The following is a 24,683-nucleotide window of genomic DNA, read 5'->3' on the forward strand; positions in this document are numbered from 1 at the left end:
TCTCTCGCCACGCTCGGTTTCGGTGAGGACGCGCTGGCCCTGGGCATCGTCGAGGAGCCCGCGACCGCGGTCGTCGTGGCCGGCCCGCAGTCCCAGGCCTTCATCGGCGACCTGCGCGACCCGGTGCTGTGCGAGGGGTCCGCCGCGACCGCCGTCAACCTCACCACCGGCCGTGGGTGCGTCGTGCTGGGGACGTTCCGGTACGTCACGCCCTGACCGGGAGCCTGCGGAAAACCCGTTCGGGACCGGACGCTGCGACGTAACCTGGCGGCACGATGTCGACTGGGAGGTACCACGGATGACAGCCCGACCGGTGCGGGGCGCGGCGGCGGTACAGGAACCGCCGCCGACCGAGATGCACGTCGACCGGCGATTCCTGCCGCTCGCGGATCGCTTCTTCGACCTGTACCGGCTGCCCCGGCACGGGGGCGGGGCCCTCGCGGCCTACCTGGACGGCGAGAAGGTGCTCGACATCTGGGCGGGCTGGGCCACCCGCGACCGGCGGTGGAACCGCGACACGGTGTCGCTGTCCTTCTCCACCGGCAAGGGCGTGGCGTCCACCGTGGTGCACCGGCTCGCCGACCGCGGCCTGATCGACTACTTCGCCCCCGTCGCGCGGTACTGGCCGGAGTTCGCGGCGGCCGGCAAGGAGGACGTCACCGTCGCGGACGTGCTCACCCACCGGGCCGGACTGCACCGGGTGCGCAACCTGCGGCCCGGCCGGATGGGCATCGTCGACTACGACGCCACGGTGCGTGCGCTGGCCGCAGCCCCACCCGACCCGCGCCGGCTGGAAGGCCCGGGATACCACGCCGTCACGTACGGCTGGCTCGTCGCGGAGATCGTGCAGCGCGTGACCGGGTCGCCGTTCGTCGACGTCGTCCGGCAGGAGATCGCCGAACCCCTGGGTACCCCCGAATTCTGGTTCCGGGTGCCGGAGGAGCAGCGGCACCGCATCGCCAAGCTGTTCCCGCGGATCAATCCCGCCGGCCTGCACTGGGGGATGACCGCCTCGGTGCTGTCCCGGGTGAGCCTCACCCGGGGCCTCGCGGAGGCCGCGATGCCGGAGGAGTTCGACGAGCTGGTGCGCGATCCCGCGGTGCACGACGCGGTGATGCCCGGCTGGAACGGGGTGTTCTCGGCGCGCGCCCTGGCGCGGATGTACGGGGCGATCGCCGCGGGCGGCACGATCGACGGCGTGCAGTTCCTGCACCCGGAAACCATCGAGGCCATGAGCGAGGTCCAGGTGCGCGGCCGCGACTACGTGCTCGGGGTCCCGATGGCGTGGCGGCTCGGCTACCACCAGCCGGTGTTCGTCAGCCGGGAGCGGCCGCGCGGGGCGCTCGGCCACTACGGGGTCGGCGGTTCCGGCGCCTTCGCCGACCTCGACACCGGACTGTCGCTTGCGTTCACGACGAACCGGCTGGGCAGCGGTCCGATCGCGCTGGGCGATCTGCGCCTCGCGCGGCTCGGCGCGCTGGCGCGCGACCTGGCCCGCCGCGCCTGAGGAAGGTGCCGCGGCGCCTACCCCCACGATTGATTGTTCGAAGCAGTTCGATACGGAGGGAGCGACACTGTGAGCCACGTGTACCGGGTGATCGAGGTGGTGGGTTCGTCGACGGACAGCGTCGACGACGCGATCAAGCAGGCCGTCGCGCGTGCGGCGGAGACCACGCGCCACCTCGAGTGGTTCGAGGTGATGAACGTCAGGGGCCACATCGACGACGGGGCCGTCGCGCACATCCAGGTGACCGTGAAGATCGGCTTCCGCATCGAGCCGACCGACGGCTGACGCGTCCGGTCCGGTGGCGGGGGACACGCCGGGAGAGCAGGGGCGGCGAACCGGATCTCGACCGGAATTGGAACACGTTATAGTCTGAGTGGGTCGTCGAACCCCCGGCACTTCAGGCAGGTATCCACCGTGGTTTACGTGATCACCCAGGCGTGTTGCAACGATGCCTCGTGCGTCGAGGTCTGCCCCGTCAACTGCATCCATCCCACGCCCGACGAGGCGCCGTTCGCCACCACCGAGATGCTCTACATCGACCCGGACACCTGCATCGACTGCGGCGCGTGCGTGGACGAATGCCCGGTGGACGCGATCTACGCCGACAACGAGCTGCCCGCCGCGCACGAGCCCTATCTGAAGATCGCCGAGGACTACTACCGGCGATACCCGATCGGACCGGACTGGCCCGAGGAACGCGACCGCACCAAGATTCCCGCCGAGCTCGGCACCCTGCGGGTGGCGATCGTCGGCTCGGGACCGGCGGCCTGCTACGCCGCGCTGGAGCTGACCGGCCGGGCCCGTGTCGAGGTCGACATCTTCGACCGCCTGCCCACCCCGTACGGCCTCGTCCGCGCAGGTGTCGCCCCGGACCATCAGAGCACCAAGGCCGTCGGTGAGCTGTTCCGTAGTGCCCTCGGCCACAAGAAGAGCCAGTGCTGGTTCAACGTCGAGGTGGGCACCCACATCAGCCACGAGGAACTGCTCGCGCACCACCATGCCGTGCTCTACGCCGTCGGCGCCGCCGGGGACCGGCGCCTGGACGTGCCCGGCGAGGACCTGCCCGGTTCGCACGCGGCCACCGAGTTCGTCGCCTGGTACAACGGACACCCCGACTACGCCGACCGCACCTTCGACCTGTCCGGCGAACGCGCGGTGATCGTCGGCAACGGCAACGTCGCCCTCGACGTGGCGCGGGCGCTGGTCATGGACCCGGACGAGCTGGCGAAGACCGACATGGCCGACCACGCCGTCGCCGCCCTGCGCGAGTCGAACATCCGCGAGGTCGTCGTCGTGGGACGCCGCGGACCCGCCCAGGCCGCCTACACCAACCCGGAACTGCTGGCCCTCGGTCAGCTCGCGGGCGTCGACATCGTCGTCGACCCGGCCGAGGCCGAACTCGACCCGGCCGGCCGCGCCCTCGTCGACGACCCCACCGCCGAACCGCGGATCGTGCTGAAGGTCGAACAGGTCCAGGGCTTCGCCCAGCGGCGCCCCACCGAGGGCAACAAGCGGATCGTGCTGCGCTTCCTCGCCGCCCCCGTCGAGCTGAGCGGTGACGGCCGGGTCGAATCGATCACCCTCGAACGCACCGAACTGGTCGAGGCGAACGGCCGGCTCGAGGCGCACCGCACCGGGCAGACCGAGACCCTGGCCACCGGCCTGGTCCTGCGTTCTGTCGGCTACCGTGGCGCCCCCGTCGCCGACCTGCCGTTCGACGACCAGCGCGGCATCCTCCCCAACGAGGAGGGCCGGGTCGTGGACCCGGAGACGAACGAGCCGCTGCCCGGCGTGTACACCGCCGGCTGGATCAAGCGCGGACCCACCGGCGTCATCGGCACCAACAAGCAGTGCTCCGCCCAGACCGTCGAGCACCTGGTCCAGGATTTCGTGGCCGGCCGGCTCGTCGCACCCGTCGCCGACCGGGAGAAGCTCGCGGCGCTGGTCTCCGAGCGCCGGCCGGAGTACGTCGACTACCGGGGCTGGCAGCAGATCGACAAGCAGGAACGCGCCCGGGGCGGCGCCGCGGGTCGCTCTCGCGTGAAGTTCGTCGATGTCGCCGATCTCCTTGCCGCCTCTCGAATCGAGTCCTGACCTGGGCGCGAGCCCGCGAGGGGCCGTCCGGGCGGGCATGGTCGAATTGCCCGCCTGCGGGGAGCTGTGTCTAATGGGGTCGCCAAGTCGTCGCTGTCGGGGCGGACGTGGGTGCGACGGCACGAACGAACGATGGGTTGTCGAATGTTCGAGAAGAAGGGTCGGCCGAGCAGTCGCGGCCGCGCCGGTCGCTGGTCCGGCCGTGTCGCCACCGCGCTGGTGGGGGCCGGCGCCGCCATGCTCACCATGACGGGACCCGCCGCCGCGGTACCCCTGTGGCCGGGCGGGCCCGAACTGCCGAGCGTGCAGGAACTCGTCGAGAGGCTTCCGGGCGGCTCGAACTCCGTCGCACCCACGCCGCCGCCGTTCTCGGCCCCGTCGATCAACCCGTCGAACGGTGAGACGGTCGGCGTGGCCCAACCGATCATCATCCGCTTCGACGAGAACGTCACCGATCGCGCGGCCGCCGAGCGCGCCATCACCGTCACGTCGAACCCGCCGGTGTCCGGGCACTTCTACTGGGCCTCGGACCGGCAGGTGCGGTGGCGGCCGTTCGAGTTCTGGCCGGCCCACACCCAGGTCACCGTGAACGCCGGGGGCACGCAGTCGTCGTACACCGTCGGCGACGCGCTGATCACCGTCGCGGACGACAACACCAAGACCATCACCGTCACCCGCAACGGCGAGGTCGTCAAGACCATGCCGACGTCGTTCGGCAAGCCCGGCTACGAGACGCCCAACGGCACCTACATCGTCGGCGAGAAGTTCCGCGACATGTACATGGACTCGTCCACGTACGGCGTTCCGGTCGACTCGCCCGAGGGATACCGCACCTACGTCGAGTACGCGACCCGCATCTCCAACAGCGGCATCTTCGTGCACGCGGCGCCGTGGTCCGAGTGGGCGCAGGGCAACACCAACGTCAGCCACGGGTGCCTGAACGTGAGCACCGAGGACGGTCGCTGGTTCTTCGAGAACGCCCAGAAGGGCGACCCGGTGATCGTGCAGAACACCGGTGGCGGCACCCTCAACGGCTGGGACGGCCTCGGCGACTGGAACCTCTAGCCGGACAACGGTCGACGCCGGCGAGCACCTGGTGACCTTCCGGGTGGCGAGAGTACTCGCCGGCGCCAGACCGGCGTAACCTCCGGTTCGCCCGCGGCAGGCACACTGCCGCAGTGCGCTCGAGTCCGGAAAGAGTATTGCCCCAACCCGATCGGGGGCTGTCGCGACGCCCATGGGGCGACTACGCGCTGTTCGCCGCGCTGATCGGACCGAATCTCGCGCTGCTGATCCTGTTCACGTACCGGCCGCTCGTCGACAACATCCGCCTCTCGTTCTTCGAGTGGAACATCTCGAGCCCCACCGCCACGTTCGTCGGATTCGGCAACTACCGCGAGTGGTTCGGCCGCGCCGACACCTGGCAGATCGTCGGCAACACCGTCGTGTTCACCGTCGCCACCGTCGCGGGATCCATGCTGCTCGGTCTGGCGCTGGCGCTGTTGCTGGACCGTAAACTCCTGGGCCGCAACCTCGTTCGCTCCGCACTCTTCGCGCCGTTCGTCATCTCCGGCGCCGCGGTGGGCGTGGCGTTCCAGTTCGTGTTCGACCCGAACTTCGGCCTCGTCCAGGACCTGCTGGACAGGGTCGGGATCGGCGCCCCGGACTTCTACCAGGATCCGGCCTGGGCGCTGGTGATGGTCACCCTCACCTACCTGTGGAAGAACCTCGGCTACACCTTCGTCATCTATCTCGCCGCCCTGCAGGGCCTGCGCCCCGAACTCTCCGAGGCCGCCGCGATCGACGGCGCCTCGTCGTGGACCGCCTTCCGGCGCGTACTCCTGCCGCAGCTGCGACCCACCACCTACTTCCTGTCGATCACCGTGCTGCTCAACTCGTTCCAGGTCTTCGACATCATCAACGTGATGACCCGGGGCGGACCGCTCGGCACCGGAACCACCACGATGGTCTACCAGGTCTACAACGAGTCCTTCCGCAACTTCCGGGCCGGCTACGGCGCCACCGTCGCGACCGTCATGTTCCTCGTACTGCTGGCGGTCACGGTGTACCAGGTGCGTCTCATGGACCGCGACGACCGGCCCCGCCCCGTCCGCGGCCCCCGCCTTCGCCGTCGCCGTCGCGGGCGCGGGGCCGAATGTGACACGCGTTCGGTCCCATCGACGGAATGTGACATCCGGCCGGTGGCGCGGAAGGAGATCGTGGGATGACGGCGCTTCTGGACCGTCGGATCGTACGTGCGGAGCCGACGGCGGCAGAGCCGTACCGGCGTCGGGAGCGCGCGATCCGTGTGCTCGCCTACGCCGCGATGGTCGTCGCACTGCTCGTCGTGGCGCTGCCGCTGTACTGGATCGTGGTGACGTCGTTCAAGCAGCGGCCCGACATCTACACGCTGCCGGTCACCTGGTGGCCCAGCATGTTCCATCCCCAGAACTACACGGAGGCCGTCACCTCGGTGCCGTTCGGCACGTTCCTGCGGAACTCGCTGATCATCACCACGGTGCTGTCGAGCGTGAAGTTCGTCCTCGGCATCCTGAGCGCCTACGGTCTGGTGTTCCTGCGGTTCCCCGGCAAGAATCTCGTGTTCGTCGGCATCGTCGCCGCCCTGATGGTGCCGAACCAGATCACGGTCATCTCCAACTACGCGCTGGTGGCGGAATGGGGATGGCGCAACACCTTCCAGGGGATCATCGTGCCGCTCGCGGGCGTCGCGTTCGGAACGTTCCTGCTGCGCAACCACTTCCTGTCCATCCCCGCCGAGATCATCGAGGCGGCACGGATGGACGGCGCCGGACACGTCCGTCTGCTGTGGCGGGTCGTGCTGCCCGTGTCCGGCCCGACCCTGGTCGCGTTCGCGCTCATCACCGTGGTCAACGAGTGGAACGAATACCTGTGGCCGTTCCTCATGGCCGACGACGCGTCGGTGGCCCCGCTGCCGATCGGACTGACCCAGTTGCAGAACAACGACGGCGTCACCAACTGGGGTCCGGTGATGGCCGGCACGGTGCTGGCCATGCTGCCGATCCTCGTGGTCTTCCTTGCGCTGCAACGACACATGATCAAGGGCCTCACCTCCGGTGCGGTCAAGGGCTGAACTCTTCCAGGAGCAACTTCGTGAACATCGACAGGCGTGGATTTCTGGGACTGACCGGGGTGGTCGCGGCGAGCGCAGCGCTGGCCGCGTGCGCCGGCACCGGCTCGTCCGGGTCGGCGGGCACCTCGGGGTCCGCCTCCGACGCGAACACGATCAAGTTCTGGTCCAACCACCCGGGCAAGTCCCAGGACGTGGAGAAGGAACTCATCGCCCGGTTCCAGGCGAAGTACCCGGACCTGACCGTCGACCTCGTCGACGGCGGCAAGAACTACGAAGAGGTGTCACAGAAGTTCAACGCAGCCCTGTCCGGGGGCGATCTGCCCGACGTTGTGGTCCTGTCGGACGTGTGGTGGTTCAACTACGCGCTCGCCGGCGCGATCACGCCGCTCGACGACCTGTTCACCGAGGTCGGCGTGGATACCGGCGACTACGTCGATTCCCTGCTGGCCGACTACCTCTTCGAGGGCCGCCACTTCGCGCTGCCCTACGCCCGCTCGACCCCGCTGTTCTACTACAACCGCGACGTCTGGCGGCAGGCGGGACTGCCCGACCGCGGGCCCGCCACCTGGCAGGAGTTCTCCGAGTGGGGGCCCGAACTGCAACGCGCCGTCGGGTCAGGCAAGCTGGCGCACGGCTGGGGCAACGCCAAGGACTACCTGGGTTGGACCTTCGAAGGACCGATCTGGACGTTCGGCGGTGCCTACTCCGACGGCTGGCGGCTGCGCTTCGGCGACGCGGAGACGATCGCCGCGGGACAGTTCCTGAAGGACATGATCCACACCGGGAAGTACGCGGGTGTCTCCACGGACATCGCCAACGACTTCTCCGCCGGGATCATCGCGTCCACGATCGCCTCCACCGGCGACCTGTCCGGCATCACGAAGAACGCCGCGTTCGACTTCGGCACCGCGTTCCTGCCGGCCCCCGACGGCACTCCGGGATGCCCCACCGGCGGCGCCGGACTGGCGATCCCCGCGAACATCTCCGACGAGCGAAAGCGCAACGCGCTGAAGTTCATCGACTTCGTCACCAACGGGGAGAACACCGCCTACTTTTCGCAGCGGATCGGCTACATGCCGGTGCGCAAGTCCGCCACCGAGAACCCCGACATGAAGGCGTTCCTCGAGCAGAACCCCAACTCTCGTACCGCCGTCGACCAACTCGCGCGCACCCGCTCGCAGGACTACGCGCGCGTCTTCGTACCCGGCGGCGACCAGATCATCGGCACCGGCCTCGAGCAGATCGCCCTCCAGGGCGCCGACGTGACGACGGCGTTCGGCGACGTCACCCGTCAGCTGCAGCAGATCATCGATCGCCAGATCACCCCGAACCTGTAGGAACAGCCTTGGCAAGCATAGGTTTCCGGACCGTCACCCACCGCTACCCGGGCGTCGAACGGCCGTCGGTGGACCGGCTCGACCTCGACGTCGCGGACGGGGAGTTCCTGGTCCTGGTCGGTCCGTCGGGCTGCGGGAAATCCACGAGCCTGCGGATGCTCGCCGGGCTCGAGGCAGTCGACGACGGCCGCATCGACATCGGCGGAGCCGACGTGACGGGGTTGCCGCCCAAGGCACGCGACGTGGCGATGGTGTTCCAGAACTACGCGCTGTATCCGAACATGACGGTGGCGGAGAACATGGGTTTCGCGTTGCGCAACGCCGGCGTCGGCAAGGCGGAACGGTCGGCGCGGGTGCTCGAAGCCGCGCGGATGCTCGAGCTCGAGCCGCTGCTCGACCGCAAACCGGGCAAGCTCTCGGGCGGGCAGCGGCAGCGCGTGGCGATGGGCCGGGCCATCGTGCGACGGCCCGCGGTGTTCTGCATGGACGAACCGCTGAGCAACCTCGACGCGAAGTTGCGGGTCAGCACACGCTCGCAGATCGCGGGACTGCAACGTCGGCTGGGCACCACGACCGTGTACGTCACCCACGATCAGGTGGAGGCGATGACCATGGGGGATCGGGTGGCCGTCCTCGACGGCGGCCGCCTGCAGCAGGTCGCCGCGCCCCGCGACCTGTACGACAACCCGGTCAACACCTTCGTCGCCGGATTCATCGGGTCGCCCGGCATGAACCTGCTCGACGCGCCCGTCCGCGACGGCGCGGCCGTGCTCGGCAGTCTGCGGGTCGCCGTGCCGGCCGACGTCGATGCCGAGCGGATCGTCGTCGGGGTGCGGCCCGAGGCGTGGACCCCCGTCGGGGCGTGGCGTTCCGGAACCCTGTCGTTGACGGTGGACCTCGTCGAGCAGCTCGGCGCGGAATCGTTCGTCCACGCGACGGCCGCCGAGCCGGCCGACTGGTCGAGCGCGTCGGGCAAGGTCGTGGTGCGGGTGGATCGACGCGTCCCGATCGGTCCGGGCGAGCGGGTGCACCTGCTCCCGCAGGCGGGCGAGGTCTACTTCTTCTCGACGACGACGGGCGCCCGCCTCTGACCCCGCCTCGGCGGCCGAATGTCACATGCATTCGATTGAACTGAATGCGTGTGACATTCGGCCCGACGGCGAGCGGACGGTTCATTGGGATCACCCGTCGCCGGTCGGGCCCCGCAGGCTCGCGGGGGCCCAGCACGGCCCGTCCGGTGGCGGGGTGTGCTCGTAGCCGGGGTAGCAGGGCAGTACCTGTGGCGCGGGCGCCGGCGGTGCCGGGGCTGGTGCGGGGGGTGAGCCGGCCGGAAGACAGGGTCCGTCCGGTGGCGGGGTGTGCTCGTAGCCGGGGTAGCAGGGCAGTACCTGCGGCGCGGGCGCGGGCGCCGGCGGTGCCGGTGCAGGTGGCGGTGCCGGTGCAGGTGGCGATTGCGGTGCGGATCGGGGTGTGGGTGCCGGTGGGGCCGCATCCCGAAGCGGAGGAGCCTCGGCGGCCGGAGCTTCCGTCCGAGGTGTCGCTGGTTCCGACGGCACCTCGTCCGCACCTGTCGGGGTGGTCGGTGGCGACGGTGTCGGCGCGGCCGGCCGCGCCGCGATCGGGAGCGGAGCGGGGTCGGCGCCCTCGGACGAGGGCGATATCGCGCCGAGTGCCATGCTGCCGACGACGAAAACGGCGATGATCGCCGCCAGCGCGAGGCCTGCGACCAGGATGCGCCGGCTCCAGTCGACCGGAACGATCGCGGTCGAGGCCCTGTGGGCGGGTCGCTGCGATGTTGCCGCGGTGCGCGCGGCAGCGGCCAGCTCGCCCACCGATCCGTAACGCCGCGCGGGTTCGGCTGCCGTTCCGCGGGCGATCACGTCGACCATACCGGCGGGCAGGGTCGAGAGCACCGACGACGATTGCGGTGGCAACGTCGGTCCGCTCGACGACTGGAAGAGTCGGCCGGTGAGGCATTCGTACAGCACGGTGGTCAGGCCGTAGACGCCCGACGCCGCGCCGGGATGCGGGGGGAACCCCACATCGGTGAGGCAGATCAGCCCGTCGTCCTGCACGAGGACGTTCGCCGACGTCACCTCCTGCTCGACCAGTCCGGCCGCGTGCACGGCCTCGAGGGCCGACGCCAGCTGCTCGACGACGTCGACCGCGCGCGGCACCTCCATTGCGCCGGTGGCCCGGAGCATCGCCTGCAGGCTCGTGCCCTGGACGATCGTCGTTGCGAGGAAGAGTCGGCTGCCGATCTGCCCGAAGTCGTGGATCGGGACCACATGCGGGTTCCGGATGCGCGCTGCGATCTCGGCTTCCCGTTCGAAACGAGCGCGGTAGTCGTCGTCCTCGGTCGCCTCCGGCGGCAGCGCCCGCACGGCGACGTGCCGATGCGTGATCGTGTCGAACGCGGCCCACACCTCGCCGGTCGCATCCACCGACAGTGGACGGTCCAGGCGATACCTGCCGAACAGGGCACCAACTTGCATATGTCACTCTCCGCCCCTGGAAATTGCCGCGGTTGCGGAACTGTGCGCCGGGGAGGGGAGGGTCGACCGCCTCCTCCACCGGCAGTCTATGCGGCGGATCCGGATGGTGTCGCGCTCGGCTGGGAACCGCCCACCTACGCTGCTACTTTCGATCGGGCGGGCAGCGAGATTCCTCGCGGATACGCGCATCCGCGGAAGCGGGCCCCGGGATGCTCGGAGATTCCGTACGGGGACCTCAGGCGGCCGGCTGCTTCGCTGTCGGGACCGCTGCCCGGGAGAAGCGCATGGCGCCGTCCTCGAGCCCGCCGCGGCGCATCATCACCAGGTCACGGACGTAGTTCTGGAACAGTCGCCACGGAGCCGCGGGGCCCTGCTTGGGGAGCGAATCGATGCTGCGCAGTACGTACCCGGACGCCAGATCGACCAGCGGTGACGCGGCCGTCGTGGAGGCGGGAGCGGTCGGGGTGCAGTAGGCGTACCCGCGCGCGTCCATATGCCGCAGCAGGCGGCACACGTATCCGGCGACGAGGTCGGCCTTCAATGTCCAGGACGCGTTGGTGTATCCCACGGTGAACGCCAGGTTGGGGACACCGGAGAGCATCATCCCCTTGTACGCCAGCGTCTTTCCCATCTCCACGTCGCGACCGTCGACGCGTACGGCCATCCCGCCGAGCAGGAGCAGGTTCAGCCCCGTCGCGGTGACGACCACGTCGGCCTCGAGTTCCTGACCCGAGGCGAGCCGGATTCCGTTCTCCGTGAACGTGCCGATCGTGTCGGTCACGACCGTCGCCCGGCCCTCGCGCAGGGCTTTGAACAGGTCGCCGTCGGGAACGAAACACACCCGCTGGTCCCACGGGTCGTACCGCGGCCGGAAATGGACATCCACCTCGTAGTCCGCGGGCAGGTGGCTCAGCACGCCCTTGCGCAGCAGCCTCTTGACCAGAGCCGGCCGGCGCCGGCTCAACTGGAAGAAGGCCATGCTGCCCAGCACGTTGGCCCAGCGGACGATCGGATAGGCGATCTTCGACGGCACCCGGCCGAGCAGCGCACCGGCGACGGGGTCGATCGAAGGCCGTGACATGACGTAGCTCGGGGAGCGCTGCAGCATCGTCACGTGTGCGGCCGACTCCGCGAGCGCCGGGACGAGGGTCACCGCGGTGGCGCCGCTGCCGATGACGACAACGCGCTTGCCGGTGCAGTCCAGGTCCTCGGGCCAGTGCTGCGGATGCACGAGCGTGCCGGTGAACCGTTCGACGCCGGGCAGTTCGGGGGTGAATCCCTCGTCGTAGCGGTAGTAGCCCGAGTTGACGAACAGGAAGCCGCACGTGAGACGAATGCGCTCGCCGGTGTCGGTGCGCTCGGCCGTCACGGTCCAGCGGGCCTCGGGCGTGGACCACTCGGCGCGGACCACACGATGGTGGAACCGGACCTTCTCGTCGATGCCGCGGGTCCGCGCGGTGCGACGGACGTAGTCGCGGATGGACGGGCCGTCGGCGAAGGTTTCTGGTTCGGTCCAGGGCTGGAACGAGTACCCCAGGGTGAACATGTCGGAGTCGGAGCGGATGCCCGGGTAGCGGAACAGGTCCCAGGTGCCTCCGATGGCGTCGCGCGCCTCGAGGACGGTGTAGCTCTTGTCCGGGCATTCGTCCTGCAGATGGCAGGCCGCGCCGATCCCGGAGAGTCCGGCGCCGACGATCAGGACGTCGACGTGCTCGTCGTGCATCGCGCTTCTCCGTTCCCCGAGGTCTCGGCGACCGAGGTAGGTGACGCAGAACACTATCAACGGGCGGGCGATCGGCCAACGGCCTCGGCGCGGACAGCACACGCCCGCGCACGACGCACCGCACACGGCCGTCCGGAAGGTGTGAAGTCAGCGGCGGCGCCGCAGCGCCCCCTGCAACGCTGCGGTGCCACCGATGCCTGCTGCCAGCACGAACAGCAGCAGGACGACATTGGCGGTCACGGCTGCACCCGCCGTGCCGCGGTCCGGAGGTCGCACCCGCGGTGTGCCGCCTCGAATGCCGGACCGAAGGTGTCGAAGCACGCGATCCGGTCCTCGAATCCCGCGTCCCGTACCGCGCGCCGCACCGCCGCACCGCCGGCGACGGTGATGTTCGCGCCCCGCTCGCGGAGCAGCGACTCGGCCCGCTCGAGCAGTGCCGCGGTGTCGCACTCGACGGCGGTGACCTGCAACAGGTCCAGTACCACGCCTCGACCCCGCACGACGGCCTCGCGCAGGAACGAGTGCAGCACCGGCGCGGCGCCCTCGTCGACGCTCCCTGACACCTGCACCACGACGGGACCGCCCGGCGGTTCGTCGACGTCGATGCAGACCCGGGTCCCGTCGCCGGAGAAGTCGTCGAACAGCGCGGTGTCGAGCAGCGACGACGAATACCGGTGCGGTGCGTCCAGGATGGAGCGCAGATAGACCATGGCTGTTCCTCAGATGATTCCGACTGCTGGAGCAGCGCCCGGTCGGGGGACAGGGGAGCGCAGCAATCGCCTCCACGAGACGAGAACCGGCTGCTTCTCAACCTTGTTCGCAACAGTAACGTCTCGGCCCTGTGCCCGGCGGCCGAATCTGTGAAATTTCCGTGAAGATCCCGGGAGTCCCTTCAGCGCGCTCCGGAGCGCGTGGACCGCACCGCCTGCCGCGGTTCCGGCACGCACCGCTCATAGGTGCGCACGGCGTCGGCGGCGGACCGGTCCCACGAGTAGCGGGTGCTCGCCCGGTCGTGGCCGGCGAGACCGAAGGCGGTGCGCTGGACGTCGTCGGTGAGCAGGCCGTGCAGGGCCGCAGCGACGGCCTCGGATGCGTGCGGGGGCACCAGCGTGCCCGTCACCCCGTCGACGACTGTGTCGAGCAGGCTGCCGACGGCGGTCGCGACGACGGGCCGCCCGCAGGCCATCGCCTCCAGCGGCACGATGCCGAGCGGTTCGTACCAGGGAGTGCACACCACGACGTCCGCCGACCGCAGCAGCGCGGGCATGTCCTCCCGGGGCACGGGCCCGGTCATCCGCACCCGGTCCCGCACGTCGTGCTGTTCGGCGACGGCGCGCAGGCGGGCGGCCTCGGCATCGTCGGCGAGGTCGCCGTCCACCGGTCCGCCGGCGATCACCAGTTCCGTGTCGGGGAGCAGGGCCAGGGACCGGATCGCGACGTCGAAGCCCATGCGCGGCACGAGCGGGCCCACGGTGACGATTCGGTGCCCGGCCCCGCGCGCTCGATGCTCGGGGCCGGTGGGCGTGAAGAGCTCGAGGTTCACGCCGCAGGGCACGACGGACGTGCGGGTGCGGGGCAGACCCAGCGTGGCGAGCTCGAACACCTCGTCCGAGCAGGTGGCGGCCACCCGGCTCGCGCCCAGGGCCAGGAGCCGCTCGACGCGGATCCGGCTCGACGAGCCGGAGTCTGCACTGCCCTGGTGCCGGCGCTCGACCACGCCCAGGGTGTGGAAGGTCTGCACCGTGGGCACCCGGGCGTTGCGGGCGGCGAGCTGGGTCGCGATGCCCGACATCCAGAAGTGGGCGTGGGCGACGTCGGGCCGGTCCTTCGTCCATGCGCGTTCGAGGAAGGTGCCGAACTCGCCCATCCGCGGGAGGAGCTCGTCCGCCGGCAGGCGGGTGGGTGGCCCGGCGGGGACGTGGACCACCTCGTACCCCTCCTCGGTCCGGGCTCGTTCGGGAAGATCGGGGTCGTCGCGACGGGTGTAGACGGTGACGTCGTGTCCCGCCCGTACCAGCGCCGCCGACAGTTCGGCGACGTGCACGTCCCGGCCGCCGGAGTCTGCGTCGCCCGGGGCCGCCAGGAGGCGTGCGTGCTCGGACACCATCGCAATCTTCATGGCCCTTCCCTCCTGCGGGTTGCCGCGCTCGTCACCTCGTCGATCAGCGCGTACCGCCCGCAGCGGCCCCGCGCCCACGGCCCGCCGTCGAGGAGGGACGGCAACGGGTCCTGGGACCCCTGAACGTGTGAGGGCGTCCACGAGCCGTGGATCTGCCACGGAAGCACGTTCGGTGGGTGCGCCATGGGCACAGGGTTACCGATTCTGCGGCGGGTAAAACCGAGGAGGCGGAATCGTCTCGGACGCACGCGTGCCTCGATCCGGCGGACGGGATCGTCGCACTGCCGGGGGAGCGTCTCGAGTTTGATCGGCGGCTGTGCGGGTAGCGCCCTCGGCCTGACGCGCACAGCCAGGATCCGGGAGCCGTGGAACACACGCACGGGGCAGGCGCACGTCCCACGGCCCGGCGAGCCGTGACCGACCCGGTCGACATGCAAGCTGGCGAAGACCGACCGGTACCCCTCATGGCACCGGATGTCGCGGTGTACCGCGTTCCGCGGGAACGGGTTACCGGTCGAAGTCGGTACCGCTCTCGAGGACGCCGACGACCGCCTTGGCCCGAGCGATCCACTCTCGTACCCGCGTCCCGGACACCCGGCGAGGAAGTTGCGCCAATCGCAGCGTGAGCGTGTAGTCACCTTTTCGGTCGCGAACCGGTAGTACGACCGAACCGAGGTCGTACGTTTCCGCACCGTCGAGGTCGTGCAACCGGTAGTCGACCGTCGACCTTACGACGCATTCCCGGATGCTCCGTTCCTGTGCCGGTGTCAGCCTTCCGCTCTCGTACCGGCGGGTGGCGGCGCGCATCTCCTCGTATGCGGCACCGCCCTCCCGGGGCAGGAACGACAGCAGGAACCCGTGTTCGCGGACGAAGTCGAGACGGTCCCGGTAGAGCTGTCTGCCGGACTCCTCGACGCCGCGAGCCTTGGCGATCCACCGCTCCTGATCCTCGGGAGGCAGATCGAAGACGAGTGAATCGCCGATGGGTGGCACGATCGGAACTCGCTGCGCCAGTCCGTTCTCCGGGTCGATTCCGGGAGCCGACGCGGAGAGAACGGTCGCCATCTCGTCATGGCCGACGGCCGTGTAGAGCGTGACTTCGCAACCTATTTCGTTCGCGAGGTCCCTCACGGCCGGCCGCGCGCAGTCCGCATCCTGAATCGCCGACAGAATCCGGTGCTCCATCCGGGCCATCAGCGACGTGCCGACGAAACTTCCGTAACCGCCCTGAAAGAAGATCAGCGGGGCCACCGGGTTGGTGACGGCCATGTCCGCCACAGCGCACAGGACGATCCAATGGTCGCCCGCCTCCACCGTGTCGGTGATGCGGGTGTCGATCCACGCCACCGATTCCGCCAGTACGGGGTCCCCCGACGGGGACGGGAACCAGTCGATCCCGTCGAACTTGTTCTCCCAGCGTCGTGCGACGGTGGCGACCAGTTCCTCCTGCTCGCCGCCGACGATGTTGACGCACAGCGAAGTACACTCCCGCATCTTGGCGAATGTCCTCGACGTCTTCATCGGCATGAAGGAGACGAGGGGCGGATCGAGAGACACCGAACCGAAGGTTCCGACCACCAGGGCGAGCAGTTCCCCGTCGTCCGCGCGGCCGGTCACGACAGCCACACCGGTCGGGTAGTGCCCCATCACTTCCCGGAAGAGCCCCTGGTCGACCGGGGTCGCGAAACCTGTCATGGAGGTCCTCCTGATCTCGGGGACGGTGGGATGGTGCCGGCATGCATCGAGATGCCGGGTTCAGTGCTTGACGTACTTGGACTGCAGTTTCCGGCCGAGGCTCTCGGGCCGCAGGAAGAGGATGCAGAGGAGACCGCCGACGAGAAGGATGATGCCGGTGATGGTGAATGCCTGGTGCACACCGATCGCCATGTTCGTCGCCATTTCGGTGGTCAGTTCGCTTCCTGCAGCGGGAGAGACGTAACCGGCGCGGGCCATCAGCCAGCCCACGAGCGTGGGGGAGACGATGGCACCGATCGACGCCACGCCGCCGAGCGTGGCCATGAGAATCGGTCGCTGCTTGGCGCCGACGGCATAGGCGATCGCAGAGGCGGTCATCGGGTACGCGAGGCTGCAGCCCGCGGCGAGGCACAGGAGGGCGACGGCCAGCACACCGGAGGTCGCCTGGACCAGGATGAAGCAGACTCCGGCCACCAGAGCCGCGATGCCGAACGGGACAGCGATCGCGCGATGCGCGTTGTGGCCGCGCTTCATCAACCGGTGGCCGAGGAAACCGAGCAGCAGCAACACGGCGGCTCCGAGGATCCAGGGAAAGGTGGTGACGGTGCCGACCTGAGGAAGCGACAGGCCGACGACGGTGCCGAGGTACTGGGGCAACCATGTCGTGACGAACCCCTGGACCCAGAAGTTCGAGGCGCCGCCGATCACCGCGGCGAGGAAGGTCATGCTGAGCAGGGCACGCCATACGACGACAGGCTTCTGTTCGTCCACATCGTTCGTGGCCACCTCGTCGGCGGCATCGGCCGGCTTCCGATCGGCGGTGCGGGCGGCGGTGCGGGCGGCGGCGGGGTTCTGCTTGCCGTGCCCGGCAAACGGTCCGTCACCGGCGATCAGGAGCCAGGCGACGACCCACACGAGCCCGACGATGCCGAGGACGCCGAAGGCCCAGCGCCATCCCCAGGCGACGATGACCCAGGCGAGGGCAGGCGCGGCGATGACCGGGCCCAGCGTCGAGCCGGCGGCCACCAGGTTGGACGGCAGGGCGCGACGGCGCGGTTCGAACCACGAATGGGCCGCGGTGAGGGACATCGCCGTGGCGGGACCTTCCGCGCCGCCCAGGACGATGCGGGTCACCAGCAGCACCGCGGCACCGCCACCGAGGAGCATCGGGAACTGCATGACCGCCCAGACGACGCCCATGGTGAGGATGATCCACTTGACCGAGAACCTGGCGGCGAGGAAACCCGTGACCACGGAGACCACCGCGTAGAGGAAGAAGAACGCGCTGCCGATGAAACCGAACTGTACGGCGGAGATTCCGAGATCGGGCATGGCCTTCGAGGCCACCAGGCCGAGTACGGCCTTGTCGGCGAAGGCCACGATCTGGAAGAGGACGAGCAGAGCCGTGATTATCCACGCCTTGCGGTTCATCCTGTGGAAGTCGATCCTCTTCTCCCCGGGTTCCGGGGAGACAGAGACTTCGGGCGCCACGGTCGAAGCCATGAGCAGCCACCTTTCCTAGCGAGCTGCGGATGCGGAATCCGCCAGCGGGTCGACAGTGGTTCAGAAGCTATTTCCATGCGTCCTTACTGCGGTAGGAGGGAAACCTTTACTGTCGGCCCTCGGCTTGTTCGCCCAGAATGGAGGAGTCGAGACCGGAGGAGGAGTATGAGCACGCGCGCGTCGGAGCTGTCTCTGCGGGAGCAGGTCGGGGTCGTCCGGACCGGGTCGGTGCCGGCCGAGGACCTCGCCACGCAGGTCAGACGAGCGATCGAGCTGCGCGAACCGGAACTCGACGCCTGGGTGTGCCTGTCGTCGACGATTGCGGCAGAGGCTCGTGCCGTCGACCGGGACCCCGGCTCTGCGCCTCTGGCCGGTGTGTCCGCCGGAGTCAAGGACCTCATCGACGTAGCCGGGATGCCCACGCGTGCCGGCTCCGCAGTCACCTCCCCGGATGCCGTCGGCACCGATGCTGCCTGCGTGACTCGTCTGCGTTCCCTCGGTGCGATCGTCCAGGGCAAGACCGTGACGACCGAGTTCGGCTACTTCACCCCCGGCCCCACCCGCAATCCCCACGCCCTCGATCACACCCCCGGCGGGTCCTCCAGTGGATCGGCTGCGGCCGTCGCGGCGGGGACCGTGCCCCTCGCGCTCGGCACCCAGACGGCGGGTTCGCTGACCCGGCCGGCCTCGTACTGCGGAGCCGCCGGCATGGTCCTCGCCCACGGCACCACGGACATGTCCGGCATCACCGGTCTGAGCGAGTCACTGGACTCGCTGGGCCTGCTCACCCGGTCCGTGGCCGATCTTCGCTTCGTGCACAACGCATTCACCGGTCGCGAGCGCTCCGATGCCCGGGCTCCGGAGCCGGTTGCTCGGGGCCTGGTCTGGAACGCCGGTGCTCTCCACCCCCTGGAGCCGCCCATGGCGGCGTTGCTGGAACATGTGCCCGCCCTGCTGGAAGAGATCGGAGTGAAGGCCGAACCGCTCGACTGGGACGATCATGTTCAGACCTTGGCCGAGGACCACGTCACCGTCATGTCGTACGAAGCCGCCCGGGCACGGGCACACGAGTTCGACGAACACGCGCAGGCACTGAGCGCGCCGATCCGAGACCTCCTGGAGAACGGTCGCAGAACCCCCGGGGCCGAGTATTCCGCGGCCCTGACCCGTCGGGACCGCTCTCGTGAACTGCTGGACGAGATTCTGGACTCCGCTCCGATCATCGTCGGCCCTGCAGCGCTGGGTCCGGCCCCGCTCGGCCTGTCCGCGACCGGGTCGCCGATCCTCAGCCGGCCGTGGCAGCTGCTCGGTCTACCGGTCGTGGTCGTGCCGGGTGCCCGTACCCCCGCGGGACTGCCGCTGGGCCTGCAGATCGTCGGGCTGCCGGGGCACGAGGACCGGTTGCTCGACGTGGGCGAGAAGCTCGAGGCCCTCCTACGTGAACTGCCCGTGATTGCCGTCTGAGCCGCCCGCTCGCTCGGCTCGGTGACATTACTCGCTCGGCTCGGTGACAATACTCGCTCGGCTCGGTGAAAGGATCAGCCATGCTCGAACCCCGCCCCACCAACCACCACCGGATGTTCCTCACCTGCTACGAGGACACGTTCGACCGCGGCTGGCACCACGTCGATCTGTTCGTCCACGACGAGTACGGCCGTGAGGTCAACTGGGTCCACTGGACGGTGGAGGCCGACGGCCCCGAGGCGGCCGACGAGTCGGTCCGCAGGGAAGAACCACTCCTGCGGCGGACCACCGCCTGGCGGCACCAGGTGAGCGCGGCGGGAATGAACTACTGGACCGCCGATGCCGGCTGGGACGACGCCGCGGCGGACGTCGCCTGAGCAGGTGGTTCCCACCGCGGGGCGGACGGGGACAATGTCGGGAGCCAGGGATACGCCCTGGCCCCCGAATCCGGAGGTGAAGAGCCATGGCGGAGAGTGCGGACGACCTCCGAGCCGAGACGACGGTGTACGTGGTCGACGACGATCTCGAACTGTGCGAATCCGTCGACTGGTTGCTGGAGAGCATCGGGATCACACCGGTGATCTGCCACAGCGGTGAGCAGTTCCTGAACGCCTACGACGGGAGCCGGCCGGCCTGCATCGTCCTCGACGTGCGCATGCCCCGCATGAGTGGGACACGGTTGCAGGAGAAGCTCAACGAGTTCGCGCCGCACGTGGCGATCATCTTCGTCTCCGCCCACGGCGACATCCGGATGTCCGTCTCCACCCTGAAGGCGGGGGCGCTGGACTTCCTCGAGAAGCCCTACGATCCGCAACGGCTGCTGGACGCCGTGCAGGCCGGGGTGGAGAAGGCCCGGCTCCGCTTTACCGACCATGTCGTGCGGGAATCGGTCCGGAACAAGGTCTCGTCCCTCACGCCGCGCGAGCGTCAGATCCTGGCCCTGGTGGTCGAAGGCCTACCCAGCCAGAACATCGCCCGGAAACTCGGCATGAGCGTGAAGACCGTCGACGTCCATCGTGCTCGCATCAAGAGCAAGACGGACGCCGACAGCATCAGCACCCTCGTGCGGGACGTCCTTCGGTACGGGGTGGACGTGCCGGTCGAGGATCAGTAGTCGAGGATCAGTAGTAGTCCAGCACCAGGCGCTCGCCCGCTGCCCGGGACACGCAGACTGCCATGATCTCGCCGGATTCCTTCTCGGACTGCGTGAGAACGTTGTCCCGGTGGATCGGAGTCCCTGCCAGCACCTGCATGATGCAGGTACCGCAGATGCCCTCCTGGCAGGACGTGTCCACGTCGCAGCCGTTCTCCTGAAGCACCTCGACGATGCTCCGGTCGGCCGGGACCTGATAGGTCTCCCCCTCCAGTTCCACCTCGAACGCGGAGTTCTCGGAGGCGTCCGGCTGTTCCGCCGCGTGGAAGTTCTCGAGGTGGATCGACCCGGCCGGGACGTGCCGGCCGGCGAGCGCAACGACCTTGGTCATGAACCCGTCGGGTCCGCACGTGTAGACGTGGGCGCCGGGATCCATTCCCGCAAAGGTGGTTCCGAGGATCTCGTCCTGGTCCTCCCGGGCCACCCCCAGATGGGCACGGAGCTTCTCCGGGCAGCGGTCACGCAGCAGCGGAAGGAAGGCGGCTTCCTTCTCGCTGCGCGCGAAGTAGTGCAGTTCGAAGCTGATGCCGTGGACGTCCATGTAGCGCGCCAGGCTCAGCATCGGGGTGATGCCGATGCCGGCGGCGACCAGGACGTGGTGCGTGGCGTCCGTCGCGATGCTCAGCAGGTTCCGCGGGGAGCTGATCCGGAGAACGTCGCCCACCCCCACTTCGTGGAGGGCGGCCGAGCCGCCGCGGGAGTTCTCCTCGCGCTTCACCGCGAAGGCGAACGAATCCTGCGCATCGGGCGTGCTGAACAGCGAGTACTGGCGGGTGATCGACGTGGGTCCGACGACATCGATGTGCGCGCCCGGCAGATACGTACCCAGTGGCGACCCGTCGGTCTTCGCCAGCCTGAACGATCTGACGGTGGGTGATTCCTGAATGATCTCGGCGACGGTGACGTCGATGAGTGCCATGTCCGTTCTCCTCGTGAATTTCTCCGGACGGAAAACGCCGACCGGGGCCCTCCCGGACGGGAGGACTCCGCTCAGCGGAGGTACAGCCCGCCGTTGACGTCCCAGCAGGCACCTGTGACGAAGTAGGCGTCGTCCGAGGTGAGCAGCCCGACCATGTCCGCCACGAACGACGGACTTCCCAAGCGGCCCACCGGAATCCCGGCGACGATGCCCGCGAGCCTGTCCGGGGGCACCGTGGCCCGCACGACCGGGAGGTCGTGCGGCCCGGGAGAGATCGCGTTCACGGTCACTCCCCGGCCGGCCAGCTCGCGCGCGAAGACCTTGGTGGTGGTCAGGATCGCTCCCTTGGAGGCCGCGTAGTGGCCACCGGTTGCCGTCCCTCCGTTCTGGCCGGCAAGTGAGGCCATGTTGACGATCCGTCCGAAGCCCTGGTCGGCCATGGCCGCGCCGAACACCTGGCAACCGAAGAAGATGCTGTTCACGTTCGTCGTGAGCACACTCGTGAAGTCCGCCTCCGCCAGGTTCATCAGATCCGCTGCCTGCGTGACGGCAGCATTGTTGACGACGATCGTGGGGATGCCCCAGATCTGCCGGGATGTCGCCAGGGCCTCCTCGAATCCGACCTTGCGACTGACGTCGAGCTCGAGACCGCGTGCGGTCGATCCGTCGGGGGACAACTCCGCCGCGAGGGCTTCGACACCGGCCGTGTCGATGTCGGCGAGCAGAACCCTTCTACCGTCGGCGTGGAGTTTCCGGGCAATGGCGGCACCCATACCTCCGGCCGCGCCGGTGACAACGGCGATACCCGGCCCGGTGCCGGTGGACTGAGAGATCACATCGGCCTCCTACAGCAGGTAACCCGAGGCGCTGACCGCGTCCTCGCTGTCGATGAGCCGCACGACCTTGAGTGAGATTCTGTCCCCGTCCGCTCCGAGAACGATCCGGTGGGTCAGCTCGGCGCCGAGCGTCGTGAATTCGTTGCGCTTGAACGCATTGAGGATCTGGGCCGATCGGAGAGTGACCGAGGTGTCGGTGATTTCCTCCACGGTGAACCGCGAGACGATCCGCACGGTCCGGGCCGCGGCCACCGCGGAGGGCGAGTAGCCCTGCATCATCCGCTCGACGCGCAGGTGCCGCATGCGCTTGTCGTCGTAGACCATGTTCAGGCCCGCGGCGAAGTCGTCGGTGTCCGGATCGATGGGAATCACGTAATGTGCGTCGTCCGTGTACATCTGCTCCCAGGCTCGATAGTCCTTGGCATCGAGGACCTGAGCTTCCTTCCAGACGAGTTCGATGGCCCGGAGGGTACGGGAGTCCGTCAGGGTCGGCATCGGTACGACCTCAGTCATTGCTCATCATCTTCTTCCACATCGCGTAGGCTTCCCGCATCCCCGTCTCGTCGGTGACATGAGAGGTGGGCCAACCTTCTTCGGTCGTGTACTCGCGTCCCTCGCCGCGGTTGACGAGGATCGGCATGTTCGGATTGCCGCCGGCCCCGATCTGCACCCGGATCCAACCCTCGGCGTCGTCGGGGCTACCGAAACCGAACGGCCCCTGGAAGTGCTCGTGGATCCTCAGTCGCTCGCGGTTGACGCTCTCGGGCCCGCCGTCCATGCCGAGGGCCATGTGCCAGATCTCGGTCTCGTCGACGGAGAGAGGGATCAGGACCCGGAAGAACGACGACGACATCGCGACGTTCGGGAAGGTGTTGAGGTTGAACCCGCAACCGTGCATGGAACGCATATAGCGACGGATCCGTTCGGGGCTTTCTCCCGCGGCGGCGAGTTCGTCGACCAGATGCTGGAAGCGGGGCTGGATCTCCTCCGTTCCGTCGTCCACATCGAGATCCGCGTGGGCCGCGGCCATGATCGCGACGCTGTGCCCGTTGCCGAGGGCGTGGGTCTCGGCCGCGGGGTCGTCCATGAACGACATCATGTCCGCCGTCTCGGCGTCGACCGAGGCCATCCACGACTTGTGCACCATCGGGAAGTGGTACCCGTCCGTGGTGTTCTCGAGCTGGATCTTCCAGTTCCCCTTGAACCGGAACTTGTGAACGCCGAGCACCTTGGTCGGAAATCCGTTGCTCTGCTTGAAGAAGCGTTCCATCCAGATCTTGGCGTCGCCGAGGAAGTCCTCGAGCGGCTCGGCGTCCTGGTCGAAGGTTGCCCAGATCATCCCCAGGTAGCTCTCGGTGCGCAGCGTCTGGAGCGGGAAGTCCTTCTTGTCCACGACGCCCTCGTAACCGTCCGGGTAGGGGATGCCGCGAAGACGTCCGTCGAGTGCGTAGGACCAGTTGTGGTACGGGCACGTGAAGCCGTTGGCCTTGCCGCTGCGCTGGTCGCACACCGTCGCCCCCCGATGCCGGCACCGGTTCAGCAGGGTGTTGAAGTTGCCCTTGCGATCCCGGGTCACGATGACCGGCTGGTCTCCGACCTGGGTGGTCTTGAACGAACCCGCCTCCGGGATCTCGCTCTCGTGTGCCACCCACACCCAGGTCTTGTAGAAGATCTTCTTCATCTCCTCCTGGAAGATGTCCGGATCGGTGTACAGCCGGCCCGCGACCCGGTCGTTCGCGACGAGGTCCGCGTAGGTGCGTGCGGTGGGTTCTTCTGTCGTCGTCATGTGATTCCTTCGTTCGTGAAGTGCAAGGGCGGGCATCACCGGGATGCATCAGATCCGTTGGAACATCGCCTCGGCGGGCAGCGGCGCGGCGAACATCCGGCGGGTGCAGAACCGGCTCATGTGAGCCGCCGTACGTCCCCCGGTTCGGCCCAGGTCGAAGTCGATCATGAGCCGGGCGCAGAGAATCTCGGCCGTTCCCGTCGCATAGAGCGACAGTTGCTGCATGATCCACTGCCCGCTCGCACGGTTGCCGTCGAGACGGATCTGCTCGCTCCCGAGGAGATGCACGTTGCGGAGGAAGTGGTCGGCCGGCGGCAGGTACCGGGACACGAGGGCCACGATTTCGTCTCGGCCCCGGGCGATTCCGAATTTGCCGGCGTACTCCGGACCCAGTCCTTCCCAGGTCGCGTCGTCGGTGAACAGGACGCCGAGCTGATCCGGGCTCTGCAGCGGGCCGGGCACGTCACACAGGTCCAGATAGCGGGCGAGACAGTCGCGGACGGCCTCCTTCGCCTCGACCACCTCGAGGCGGTGCTCCGTGTCGGTCACGGATCAGACCCCGACGTCGGCGCGGATCGTCAGCTCTCGGCCCATGCGGGCCTCGATCTTGAAGTACTTCCAGAGGGCGTACTCGCCGATCATCGTCGTCCGCAACAGGTTGCACGCGGCCCGCACGGTTTCCTGGTCCTTCACGTCGGCCAGGACGTAGCAGGTCCAGGGCCAGCCGTCGGACGGGCCCACCATGTGGGCGTCGTCGTCGAACGTGCCGATGACATGGATGCCGTCCATGTTCGCGAGATTCGAGAGCATGGTGGAGATGCCGACCCACACCGGGCCGATCTCCGCCTTCGGCAGGTCGAAGAAGTTCTGGTTGTTGCCGATGCAGAACAGGGTGCGCAACGGTTCGGCGGTCATGGGGCGTCCTTTCGCTGGGAAGGCA

Annotated in this window: 24 protein-coding genes; 12 read left to right on the forward strand and 12 right to left on the reverse strand. The window is 68.7% G+C overall.

The features are described 5' to 3' along the window. The 9 genes from CQZ88_RS05160 to CQZ88_RS05200 all read left to right on the forward strand — a co-directional run. The coding region (locus CQZ88_RS05160; protein ID WP_374703808.1) for a DUF6764 family protein at positions 1-216 on the forward strand (216 nt) is incomplete at its 5' end. 82 nt (positions 217-298) lie between these two features. Then, entirely contained in the window at positions 299-1,507 is a 1,209-nt protein-coding gene (locus CQZ88_RS05165) for a serine hydrolase (RefSeq protein ID WP_043802930.1), read from the forward strand. Positions 1,508-1,576: 69 nt separating this feature from the next. Next, on the forward strand, positions 1,577-1,792 hold the full coding sequence (locus tag CQZ88_RS05170) for a dodecin (RefSeq protein ID WP_006931721.1): 216 nt from the start codon (positions 1,577-1,579) through the stop codon (positions 1,790-1,792). A gap of 129 nt (positions 1,793-1,921) precedes the next feature. Continuing rightward, the gene (locus tag CQZ88_RS05175) at positions 1,922-3,601 is read left to right on the forward strand and encodes an FAD-dependent oxidoreductase (protein WP_102799341.1); all 1,680 of its coding nucleotides are present in this window, start codon (positions 1,922-1,924) and stop codon (positions 3,599-3,601) included. A gap of 144 nt (positions 3,602-3,745) precedes the next feature. Then, complete coding sequence (locus CQZ88_RS05180) at positions 3,746-4,666, forward strand: Ig-like domain-containing protein (protein WP_029546319.1); 921 nt, start codon at positions 3,746-3,748, stop codon at positions 4,664-4,666. Between the two features lie 113 nt (positions 4,667-4,779). Then, positions 4,780-5,829, forward strand: a complete 1,050-nt coding sequence (locus CQZ88_RS05185; RefSeq protein WP_102799342.1) for a carbohydrate ABC transporter permease — start codon at positions 4,780-4,782, stop codon at positions 5,827-5,829. Next, positions 5,826-6,713 (forward strand): carbohydrate ABC transporter permease, encoded by an 888-nt coding sequence (locus CQZ88_RS05190; protein WP_072636348.1) that lies wholly within the window; start codon positions 5,826-5,828, stop codon positions 6,711-6,713. Before CQZ88_RS05185 ends, CQZ88_RS05190 begins: the two co-directional genes overlap by 4 nt. 20 nt (positions 6,714-6,733) lie before the next feature. Next, complete coding sequence (locus CQZ88_RS05195; RefSeq protein WP_029546316.1) at positions 6,734-8,050, forward strand: ABC transporter substrate-binding protein; 1,317 nt, start codon at positions 6,734-6,736, stop codon at positions 8,048-8,050. Positions 8,051-8,058: 8 nt separating this feature from the next. Continuing rightward, positions 8,059-9,141, forward strand: a complete 1,083-nt coding sequence (locus tag CQZ88_RS05200) for an ABC transporter ATP-binding protein (protein ID WP_102799343.1) — start codon at positions 8,059-8,061, stop codon at positions 9,139-9,141. 90 nt (positions 9,142-9,231) lie between these two features. On the opposite strand, the gene CQZ88_RS05205 is transcribed toward CQZ88_RS05200, so the two are convergent. The 6 genes from CQZ88_RS05205 to CQZ88_RS05230 all read right to left on the reverse strand — a co-directional run bounded on the left by CQZ88_RS05205 (position 9,232) and on the right by CQZ88_RS05230 (position 17,585). Then, on the reverse strand, positions 9,232-10,545 hold the full coding sequence (locus tag CQZ88_RS05205; protein ID WP_102799344.1) for a serine/threonine-protein kinase: 1,314 nt from the start codon (positions 10,543-10,545) through the stop codon (positions 9,232-9,234). A 235-nt stretch (positions 10,546-10,780) separates the two neighbouring features. Beyond that, positions 10,781-12,268, reverse strand: coding sequence for an NAD(P)/FAD-dependent oxidoreductase (locus CQZ88_RS05210; protein WP_029546298.1), 1,488 nt, complete (start codon positions 12,266-12,268; stop codon positions 10,781-10,783). Positions 12,269-12,504: 236 nt separating this feature from the next. Further along, positions 12,505-12,978 (reverse strand): STAS domain-containing protein, encoded by a 474-nt coding sequence (locus CQZ88_RS05215; protein ID WP_006931741.1) that lies wholly within the window; start codon positions 12,976-12,978, stop codon positions 12,505-12,507. A gap of 182 nt (positions 12,979-13,160) precedes the next feature. Then, entirely contained in the window at positions 13,161-14,387 is a 1,227-nt protein-coding gene (locus CQZ88_RS05220; RefSeq protein ID WP_102799345.1) for a glycosyltransferase, read from the reverse strand. A gap of 507 nt (positions 14,388-14,894) precedes the next feature. Beyond that, positions 14,895-16,082: a flavin reductase family protein gene (locus tag CQZ88_RS05225; protein ID WP_043802798.1), complete on the reverse strand. Its 1,188-nt coding sequence runs from the start codon at positions 16,080-16,082 to the stop codon at positions 14,895-14,897. Between the two features lie 60 nt (positions 16,083-16,142). Further along, complete coding sequence (locus CQZ88_RS05230; RefSeq protein WP_102799346.1) at positions 16,143-17,585, reverse strand: MFS transporter; 1,443 nt, start codon at positions 17,583-17,585, stop codon at positions 16,143-16,145. 165 nt (positions 17,586-17,750) lie between these two features. Between CQZ88_RS05230 and CQZ88_RS05235 the strand changes: the two genes are divergently transcribed. From CQZ88_RS05235 to CQZ88_RS05245, 3 genes are all read left to right on the forward strand, one after another. Continuing rightward, entirely contained in the window at positions 17,751-19,049 is a 1,299-nt protein-coding gene (locus CQZ88_RS05235) for an amidase (RefSeq protein WP_102799347.1), read from the forward strand. An 80-nt stretch (positions 19,050-19,129) separates the two neighbouring features. Continuing rightward, positions 19,130-19,426, forward strand: coding sequence for a hypothetical protein (locus tag CQZ88_RS05240; RefSeq protein WP_006931784.1), 297 nt, complete (start codon positions 19,130-19,132; stop codon positions 19,424-19,426). 86 nt (positions 19,427-19,512) lie between these two features. After that, positions 19,513-20,163, forward strand: a complete 651-nt coding sequence (locus CQZ88_RS05245) for a response regulator transcription factor (RefSeq protein WP_102799348.1) — start codon at positions 19,513-19,515, stop codon at positions 20,161-20,163. 7 nt (positions 20,164-20,170) lie between these two features. On the opposite strand, the gene CQZ88_RS05250 is transcribed toward CQZ88_RS05245, so the two are convergent. The 6 genes from CQZ88_RS05250 to CQZ88_RS05275 all read right to left on the reverse strand — a co-directional run bounded on the left by CQZ88_RS05250 (position 20,171) and on the right by CQZ88_RS05275 (position 24,658). Further along, positions 20,171-21,121 carry a PDR/VanB family oxidoreductase gene (locus CQZ88_RS05250; protein ID WP_006931788.1) on the reverse strand — a complete coding sequence of 317 codons (951 nt, stop codon included), beginning with the start codon at positions 21,119-21,121 and terminating at the stop codon, positions 20,171-20,173. A 71-nt stretch (positions 21,122-21,192) separates the two neighbouring features. Then, positions 21,193-21,957: an SDR family NAD(P)-dependent oxidoreductase gene (locus CQZ88_RS05255; RefSeq protein WP_102799349.1), complete on the reverse strand. Its 765-nt coding sequence runs from the start codon at positions 21,955-21,957 to the stop codon at positions 21,193-21,195. Positions 21,958-21,966: 9 nt separating this feature from the next. After that, positions 21,967-22,470 carry an aromatic-ring-hydroxylating dioxygenase subunit beta gene (locus CQZ88_RS05260; protein ID WP_029546282.1) on the reverse strand — a complete coding sequence of 168 codons (504 nt, stop codon included), beginning with the start codon at positions 22,468-22,470 and terminating at the stop codon, positions 21,967-21,969. After that, positions 22,463-23,743 (reverse strand): Rieske 2Fe-2S domain-containing protein, encoded by a 1,281-nt coding sequence (locus CQZ88_RS05265; RefSeq protein WP_006931795.1) that lies wholly within the window; start codon positions 23,741-23,743, stop codon positions 22,463-22,465. The genes CQZ88_RS05260 and CQZ88_RS05265 overlap by 8 nt, the downstream gene beginning before the upstream one ends. Before the next feature lie 48 nt (positions 23,744-23,791). Next, positions 23,792-24,292 (reverse strand): nuclear transport factor 2 family protein, encoded by a 501-nt coding sequence (locus CQZ88_RS05270; protein WP_102799350.1) that lies wholly within the window; start codon positions 24,290-24,292, stop codon positions 23,792-23,794. A 3-nt stretch (positions 24,293-24,295) separates the two neighbouring features. Next, positions 24,296-24,658: a hypothetical protein gene (locus CQZ88_RS05275; protein ID WP_006931798.1), complete on the reverse strand. Its 363-nt coding sequence runs from the start codon at positions 24,656-24,658 to the stop codon at positions 24,296-24,298. Positions 24,659-24,683 lie beyond the last annotated feature (25 nt).

Origin of the sequence: Rhodococcus sp. ENV425, from assembly GCF_002887785.1 — a bacterium.
Taxonomy (GTDB): Bacteria; Actinomycetota; Actinomycetes; order Mycobacteriales; family Mycobacteriaceae; genus Rhodococcus; species Rhodococcus aetherivorans.

Coding starts and splice junctions, on each gene's coding strand:
- CQZ88_RS05265 (WP_006931795.1), bottom strand. CDS start 23,743: ATGACGACGACAGAAGAACCCACCGCACGCACCTACGCGGACCTCGTC.
- CQZ88_RS05225 (WP_043802798.1), bottom strand. CDS start 16,082: ATGACAGGTTTCGCGACCCCGGTCGACCAGGGGCTCTTCCGGGAAGTG.
- CQZ88_RS05180 (WP_029546319.1), top strand. CDS start 3,746: ATGTTCGAGAAGAAGGGTCGGCCGAGCAGTCGCGGCCGCGCCGGTCGC.
- CQZ88_RS05250 (WP_006931788.1), bottom strand. CDS start 21,121: ATGGCACTCATCGACGTCACCGTCGCCGAGATCATTCAGGAATCACCC.
- CQZ88_RS05230 (WP_102799346.1), bottom strand. CDS start 17,585: ATGGCTTCGACCGTGGCGCCCGAAGTCTCTGTCTCCCCGGAACCCGGG.
- CQZ88_RS05215 (WP_006931741.1), bottom strand. CDS start 12,978: ATGGTCTATCTGCGCTCCATCCTGGACGCACCGCACCGGTATTCGTCG.
- CQZ88_RS05275 (WP_006931798.1), bottom strand. CDS start 24,658: ATGACCGCCGAACCGTTGCGCACCCTGTTCTGCATCGGCAACAACCAG.
- CQZ88_RS05205 (WP_102799344.1), bottom strand. CDS start 10,545: ATGCAAGTTGGTGCCCTGTTCGGCAGGTATCGCCTGGACCGTCCACTG.
- CQZ88_RS05190 (WP_072636348.1), top strand. CDS start 5,826: ATGACGGCGCTTCTGGACCGTCGGATCGTACGTGCGGAGCCGACGGCG.
- CQZ88_RS05220 (WP_102799345.1), bottom strand. CDS start 14,387: ATGAAGATTGCGATGGTGTCCGAGCACGCACGCCTCCTGGCGGCCCCG.
- CQZ88_RS05235 (WP_102799347.1), top strand. CDS start 17,751: ATGAGCACGCGCGCGTCGGAGCTGTCTCTGCGGGAGCAGGTCGGGGTC.
- CQZ88_RS05245 (WP_102799348.1), top strand. CDS start 19,513: ATGGCGGAGAGTGCGGACGACCTCCGAGCCGAGACGACGGTGTACGTG.
- CQZ88_RS05240 (WP_006931784.1), top strand. CDS start 19,130: ATGCTCGAACCCCGCCCCACCAACCACCACCGGATGTTCCTCACCTGC.
- CQZ88_RS05210 (WP_029546298.1), bottom strand. CDS start 12,268: ATGCACGACGAGCACGTCGACGTCCTGATCGTCGGCGCCGGACTCTCC.
- CQZ88_RS05165 (WP_043802930.1), top strand. CDS start 299: ATGACAGCCCGACCGGTGCGGGGCGCGGCGGCGGTACAGGAACCGCCG.
- CQZ88_RS05260 (WP_029546282.1), bottom strand. CDS start 22,470: ATGACTGAGGTCGTACCGATGCCGACCCTGACGGACTCCCGTACCCTC.